The 7,272-nt window shown below is 31.3% G+C and carries 7 protein-coding genes; 6 read left to right on the top strand and 1 reads right to left on the bottom strand.

Going from position 1 to position 7,272, the window contains the following annotated elements; genetic code table 11:
* Nucleotides 1-373 (top strand): hypothetical protein (locus tag HKP59_RS07510; RefSeq protein WP_291805190.1); only part of this gene is annotated, 373 nt, incomplete at its 5' end.
* A gap of 80 nt (nt 374-453) precedes the next feature.
* Here the strand turns inward: HKP59_RS07510 and HKP59_RS07505 are convergent.
* Nucleotides 454-1,776 carry a dihydrolipoamide acetyltransferase family protein gene (locus HKP59_RS07505; protein WP_291805188.1) on the bottom strand — a complete coding sequence of 441 codons (1,323 nt, stop codon included), beginning with the start codon at nt 1,774-1,776 and terminating at the stop codon, nt 454-456.
* Between the two features lie 436 nt (nt 1,777-2,212).
* On the opposite strand from HKP59_RS07505, the gene HKP59_RS07500 reads away from it, so the two are divergent.
* The 5 genes from HKP59_RS07500 to nrfD all read left to right on the top strand — a co-directional run bounded on the left by HKP59_RS07500 (nt 2,213) and on the right by nrfD (nt 7,256).
* A complete protein-coding gene (locus HKP59_RS07500) occupies nt 2,213-3,253 on the top strand; it encodes a hypothetical protein (protein ID WP_291805186.1) in 1,041 nt (346 codons plus the stop codon).
* Between the two features lie 131 nt (nt 3,254-3,384).
* Nucleotides 3,385-3,768 (top strand): hypothetical protein, encoded by a 384-nt coding sequence (locus HKP59_RS07495; protein ID WP_291805183.1) that lies wholly within the window; start codon nt 3,385-3,387, stop codon nt 3,766-3,768.
* Between the two features lie 17 nt (nt 3,769-3,785).
* Entirely contained in the window at nt 3,786-4,646 is an 861-nt protein-coding gene (locus HKP59_RS07490) for a DUF5777 family beta-barrel protein (protein ID WP_291805181.1), read from the top strand.
* Nucleotides 4,647-4,908: 262 nt separating this feature from the next.
* On the top strand, nt 4,909-5,895 hold the full coding sequence (locus HKP59_RS07485) for a 4Fe-4S dicluster domain-containing protein (protein ID WP_291805178.1): 987 nt from the start codon (nt 4,909-4,911) through the stop codon (nt 5,893-5,895).
* A 17-nt stretch (nt 5,896-5,912) separates the two neighbouring features.
* On the top strand, nt 5,913-7,256 hold the full coding sequence (gene nrfD / locus HKP59_RS07480; RefSeq protein ID WP_291805175.1) for an NrfD/PsrC family molybdoenzyme membrane anchor subunit: 1,344 nt from the start codon (nt 5,913-5,915) through the stop codon (nt 7,254-7,256).
* Nucleotides 7,257-7,272: the final 16 nt, after the last annotated feature.

Below are 7,272 nucleotides of genomic sequence, written 5' to 3'. Positions count from 1 at the left end.
TAATATTACCACTACCGAAATATTAAGCGATGATAATACAGATATTCTAAACGAAATTGTAGAAAAAGAAAAAGTGGCTCTCTTATATGGAAAAAATCCTAATGAAGTAAATGGTGCTTTTTTAATGTTAACAAAATTAGGGTATACAAATATCAAGATTTTATCGGTAGAAAATAGTTATTCAGACAATCAATTGATTACTAAAAATGTAACAATAGAAGAACCTATTGCTGATATAAAAGCTTTCATTGATGAATCTGTGAAAAAAGCGCAAAAAGATGCTGAAGAAAAAGTAGTGGTTAGAAAACCACCTAAGAAAAAGATTATTACTGTTAAAAAGAAGAAAAAAGCACCGGCTGAAGGTGGTTGTTAGTTTAAATTTGATTTCTAAAAAAAGCTGTTTTTAAATTTTAAAAACAGCTTTTTTTATATTCAATATGTACTTTCAAAACTTTAGTAGTCAGAATTCACATCCCAAGACTCTAAACTTTCTTTAATAGACTTTATAAACATACCTCCTAGCGCTCCATTTACAACTCTATGATCATACGAATGCGAGATAAACATTTTATGTCGTATCCCTATAAAATCACCTTCTGAAGTTTCTATAACAGCAGGGACCTTTCTAATAGCTCCTAATGCCAAAATAGCAACTTGTGGCTGATTGATAATTGGTGTTCCAAAAACACTACCAAAACTTCCAACATTTGTAACCGTATAGGTTCCTCCCTGAATATCATCAGGACTTAATTTACCATTTCTCGCCTTCATTGCTAAATTGTTAACAGATTTAGTCATTCCAACTAAATTTAATTGATCAGCATTTTTAATTACTGGTACAATTAAGTTTCCATCGGCAAGAGCAGCAGCCATTCCTAAGTTTATAGATTTTCTTTTAATAATTTTATCTCCATCAACAGAAATATTAATCATAGGAAACTCCTTAATTGCTTTCGCTACAGCCTGCATAAAAATTGGAGTAAAGGTGATTTTCTCATTCTCCCTAGCAAAAAACGAATCTTTTATACGCTCTCTCCATTTTACAATATTAGTTACATCAACCTCAATAAAAGATTGCACATGAGCCGAAGTTTGAACAGATTCGACCATATGATGGGCAATTAATTTTCCCATACGGCTCATTTCAATAACCTCATCTTCACCATTTACAGAAACTGGAACAGCCTTTTTTGGTGCTATTTCACTTTCCACAACAGGCTTAATTTCTTCAACCGTATCAACCTTAGCTACCTCTTTATCTACAGTTCTTCTTCCACTTTCTATATAAGCTAAAATATCATCTTTAGTAACTCTATTATCTTTGCCAGTTCCTTCAATGGCTTCTAACTCTTCCATTGAAATTCCTTCTGTGGTAGCAATTTTTCTAACAAGTGGTGAAAAGAATTTTCCAGATGCCGAAAGTTTTTCAATCGCAAATTCTTTGCTAATAGTCTCTACTTCTTTTTCAATTTCTTTTACCACTTTTGGCTCTTCAATTGAAATCTCTTTTTGAGTTACATTTAAAGAATCGCTACCCTCAATTTCAATAACAGCAATAGTATCTCCTACTTTCACCACAGTATCAACATCAAACAATATTTCGGTTAGCGTTCCTTCCACCTCGCTAGGAACCTCTGAATCTACTTTATCTGTAGCAATTTCAACAATGGCTTCATCCATCTCAACAGTATCTCCAACATTTTTAAGCCAAGATGTTATGGTTGCCTCAGCAACACTTTCACCCATTTTAGGAAGTTTTATTTCAAATCTAGACATTGTGATTTTTTTTAGGTTTTGCAAATTTACAAAAAATATAGTCTCAAAATTATTGTTTAAGTTTTTTTAGCCTAAAAATATATTTTAGCACAAATAGTATTATCATAAATATTGGAGCAATTATTAGGCTAAATTTAAATTTTATGCAATGTATCTACCAAAATATAATTAATAGTTTAAGATATACATCACTTAAAATATATCATTTTTTTTAAAAATTCACTTAGCAACAATTATTACATTCAAATGTAACTTTTAGGACGCTTTCATCTTTATTTTTATTGCCTAATTTATTAGTGTATTACCTATTTAATTGTTTTTCAATAATTTAAAATATTTGAATTCCTGACTTATATCATATTTTAAATATTTATATGTAACTAAATTTACATAATAATTTGAACTAAATATTAAACACAAACAAATATCCAATATTATGAAAAATTTAAAACTGATAGGCTTCTTAGTAATTTTCGCATCAAGTCTAACATTTATTCAATGTACAAGTGACCCTATTATGGGCCCTCAAGGTATATCAGGTATTGACGGTACTGATGGCATAGATGGAGTAAATGGCGTTAACGGGGTTGATGGAACCGCATCGTGTGTAGCTTGTCACAATAATAGTCATCGCGAACCAATTAATGAATCATACGCTATGTCAGGACACGCAGCAGGAGGTGCAGTTGGATATGCAGGAGGAAGAAATGGTTGTGCGCAATGTCACTCAAATGAGGGTTATCTTGATTATTTAAACACTGGTGCAACTAACCCTGATGGTTATACTGGTCAAGGTCCAGTATCTTGTATGACTTGTCATGATCAACATAGTACATTTGACTTCGAGAATGATGGACATGATTTTGCTTTGAGATCAATAGATGCTGAAGTTTTATATTATGATGGAATAACTGTTTTAGACTTTGAAGGTACGAGTAATAACTGTATTGCTTGTCACCAACCAAGAAATTCTTATGTAATTCCTGCAGGGTCTGATCCATACGAAATTACAAGTAAGCGATTTGGACCACATCATGGACCACAATCAACTGTATTAGAAGGTATTCTAACTGCTAATATACCTGGTTCTGTAGGTTACCCAGGTTCAGGGGCAAACGGTGACAATACTCACAGGACAGGATCTAGTTGTGTAAGCTGCCATATGGGAGCAAGCACAGATCCAAATACCGGAATGCACTCTTTCTGGGTTACTGAAGACTCTTGTACTGCATGTCATACGAATGGAGCTCCAGCTGAAGTTACAGACTTTACTGCTGATATGGCTACTTTAAAACAATTACTAATGGATAAAGGCCTTCTACTAGAAGACAATTACCTAATACCAGGTACATATCCAAATATTGAAGCACAAGCTGCTTGGAACTATAGAACTTTACTTGAAGATAAAAGTCATGGTGTTCATAACCCTAAACTTTCAAAAGCATTACTTAAAAACTCAATTGAAGCTTTACAATAATATTGATATAAAAACTCAGGAGATGGTATCTCCTGAGTTTTTACTCTAATTTACATCAGTGTAATGCAGCTAACTTTTTAATTTCAATAAAGAATTAGAAAGAAAAAGTTAACAAATTAAAAATAAAACAAATGAAAAAACTATTGCAAATAGTTCTAGTTAGCAGCTTAAGTTTATTGTGCTTTTCATGTTATTATGATGAAATTCCTGATTACATACTTAATCCGCCAGAAATACCAACAGATCCAGGAGATCCTGATTTTGTTGCCATAACACTAAGTACTGATATACAACCTATTTTTACTGCTAATTGCATTGGTTGTCACAACGCTAACAGAGATCCGGACTTAAGAGAAGGAAATTCTTATAACGCCTTACTTTCTGGTTATGTAACAGCTAATAATGCAAGCGGAAGTGAACTTTACACAACGGTTAACAGTGGACATGGAGGCTTATCTGCCCAAGAAATTGAATTAATTAAAGCTTGGATAAACCAAGGCGCACTAGATAACTAAATTTTAAGATATTTAATATGAAAAATTATATAAAATTACTTTTTATCTTTCTAATATTACCTTTTATAGCTATTGCTCAAGAAGATGATGGAAAAGATAAAAAAGTAAAAGAAAAACTTGAAAGAGATGCGTTTGAAAGTTCTCTAATTATTGACAACCCGTCAAATGTTCTATTAAGTAAAGATGCTCTTGAAGTTCAAATGCAGCATAGATTTGGTGTAGTTAATAGTGATTCAGGAAATGACATGGCAGGATTTTGGGGAGATTCTAATATTAGAATAGCGCTTTCATATGGTATTCATGAACGATTAACAATTGGATATGGAACTACAAAATTTAATCGTTTACAAGATTTCAATTGGAAATTGGCACTACTAAGACAAACAAGATCTAACAGTATGCCTATAAGTTTAACCTACTATGGTAACTTTACTATTGATGCACGGACAAAAGATAAATTTAGTATGATTCAAGATCGCTATTCTTATTTTAATCAAGTTATCATAGCTAAAAGATTCAACACAAAACTTTCATTACAAATTGCACCGAGTATTTCTCACTACAATTTAGTGCATCCTGATATGGAAAATGATTTAGTTTCTGTTGCTTTTGGTGGTAGATATAAAATAAGCCCTCAAACATCAATTTTATTTGATTATAGCCAGCCTATAACAAAATTTGATAATGACATGGATCCTAAAGCTGGTTTTAGTATTGGTTTTGAATTTGCAACATCAGCTCACGAATTTCAGTTAATTGCGACTAATTATAATGGTTTAGTTCAACAAAAGAACTATATGTATAACCAACAAGAGTTTGCTCCTTTTAAAGGTCAATTCTTAATCGGTTTTAACATTACAAGAATTTACAATTTTTAAGTAAAAATTAAAAATAAACAGGCTAATATATAGATAAATCACCCCAAATGATTTTCAATATTATATTAGTCTGTTTCTTTTTTATACTGAACTAATTATCAAACGCTTAAAATACTTAAACATCTTATTTCAGCTAAATTCTAAACCAACTAAAACTTATTTTAATATTGAATTCACTGACATAAATCATAGTAAAATAATCCTTATGTAACTAACTTTACATAAGAACATTTAACATAATTTATCATAGATTTTTAACATTATGGAAAACAATAAAAACGACAAAAAAAGCACAAACAGGCGTAATTTCTTAAAGTTAGGTCTTCTGTCTAGTGTTACTGCTGTTGCAGGTGCTTCTTTAATTTCAAACTTAGCAGTTCAAGATGAAGAAGTAGCTGAATCTGGTGAAAAAATGAGATTATTAACTCCAGATGGTAAAATAGTTGAAGTTGATGCTACCAATGTCAATCAATATCCTGAAGCACTAGTAACTCCAGAAGAATCACGAGAAGGCATACCTAATCGAAAATTTGTAATGGTAATAGATTTAGCAAAATGTAAAAATGCTAGAAAATGTGTTGAAGGATGTCAAAAAGCTCACAAATTAGATTATAATGAAGAGTTTATGAAAGTTCAACTAATTCAAGATAATCCAGAAGCTTCTCCATATTGGTTACCAAAACCATGTTTCCATTGTGATGAACCTCCTTGTGTAACTGTTTGCCCAACTGGAGCGACTTTTAAACGTGAAGATAATATTGTTTTAGTAGACAACGATCGTTGTATTGGGTGTAAATTTTGTATTACAAGTTGCCCATATTCTGCGCGTCAATTTAATTGGGGACACAAAGAAAAATTTGATGATAAATCTCAACCATATTCTCCAGAAACAAGTGTACCAGCAGCGGAAGGAACTGTCATGAAATGTGATTTCTGTCCTGATATGTTGAGACAAGGTAAACTTCCACATTGCGCAACTTCATGCCCAATGGGCGTTATCTATTTTGGTGATAAAAACGAGGATATTGTAACAAATGGTGAAGAAACTGTACGTTTTTCAGAACTTATTAAAGACCGAGGAGGTTATCGTCATTTAGAACATTTAGGTACCAAACCAAATGTATATTATTTACCTGCTGTAAATAGACAGTTCCCATTAGAACGTGGTTTTGATGTTGAAGAAGATATCATAGAACGCTACAAGGATGTGCCGTTTGTTCAAGATTTAAAAAAACAAGGTAAAATTTAATTTCAAAACTCTTAATTATGAATTTAGAAAATAGAAAAAGAGAATTGGCTAGAGAATTTTCTCCTATGTTAGAAAAAACGACCAAAACTTCTAAAATTTGGATAGGCTTTTTAATAGCTGTAATTTTAGTTGGCGTGTATGCTTTTTTTGTTCAATTATTTAAAGGACATATTGTTACAGGAATGAGAGATAATGTAGTATGGGGAATTTACATTATAAATTTTATATTTTTTGTATGTTTAAGCTATTCCGGAGCATTTATTTCAGGTGTGTTGCATTTTTTTAAAACTCCTTGGAAAAATTCGGTTTCAAGAATTGTTGAAATAATTACCGTTTTATCGTTAATTGTTGGCCCAATATTTATTCTACTATGTATTGGTCGTTTAGATAGATTGCATTATTTATTTATATATCCAAGAATTCAATCGCCAATTACTTGGGATATTATAGCAATTATGACTGATTTAATTGGTTGTTTTATCTATTTATACCTAACATTTATACCTGATTTTGCTATCCTAAGAGATCATAGTGAAAATGCTTCAAAATGGAGACAAAAAGTATATAAATACTTAGCTATTGGTTATCAAGATACTCCTACTCAAAGAGAAAAACTCCATAAAATAACACGTACAATGTCAGCAATGGTAATTGCATTAGCAATTGTTGCCTACTCCGTACTTGCATGGATTTTTAGCTTAACACTGCAACCTGGATGGAACAGCTCAATTTTTGCCCCATATTTTATAATTGCTGGTTTATACTCTGGTATAAGCGTAATTATTATAGCTATGTATCTTATTAGAAAATATTACCATTTAGAACATTATATTAGAAAAGTACATTTTATTGGTGCTGGAATTGTGTTATTAGTAATTTCATTATTATTTGGTTATTTTACGTTCAGTGAATATTTTTCACGCTGGTTTAGTCATAAACTCTCAGATGCTAACTTGCTAAATACACTTTTCACACGATATTTTTGGATGTTTATTTTTGCTAACTATATTGGTGTATTAGTACCAATAGCCATCTTATTTTTCAAAAAATTAAGGACTATAAAATCCATCACATTTGCAGCTGTAATTGCTGTTATAGGATTATGGTTTAATAGATATTTAATAGTTGTACCTACTCTAGAATCGCCTTATTTACCAATTCAAGACACAAGAGAAGAATTTGTTCATTACACGGCCACTTGGATTGAATGGTCTTTAAGCTTTGCTGGAGTTGCGGCATTTATTTTATTCTTTATTTTAATTATGAAATTGGTACCTGTTATACCAATGTCTGGAATTATAGATAATGAGAGAGAGCAGAAAAAGGTTAAAAAATCTTTTAAGAAAATTGTAACTGAGTAATTTAATAACGTAGAAA

The organism is Lutibacter sp., assembly GCF_013041805.1.
Lineage (GTDB): Bacteria > Bacteroidota > Bacteroidia > Flavobacteriales > Flavobacteriaceae > Lutibacter.
Note: the sequence above shows the minus strand (reverse complement) of the source record. Positions and strands in the feature narration are given on the sequence as shown.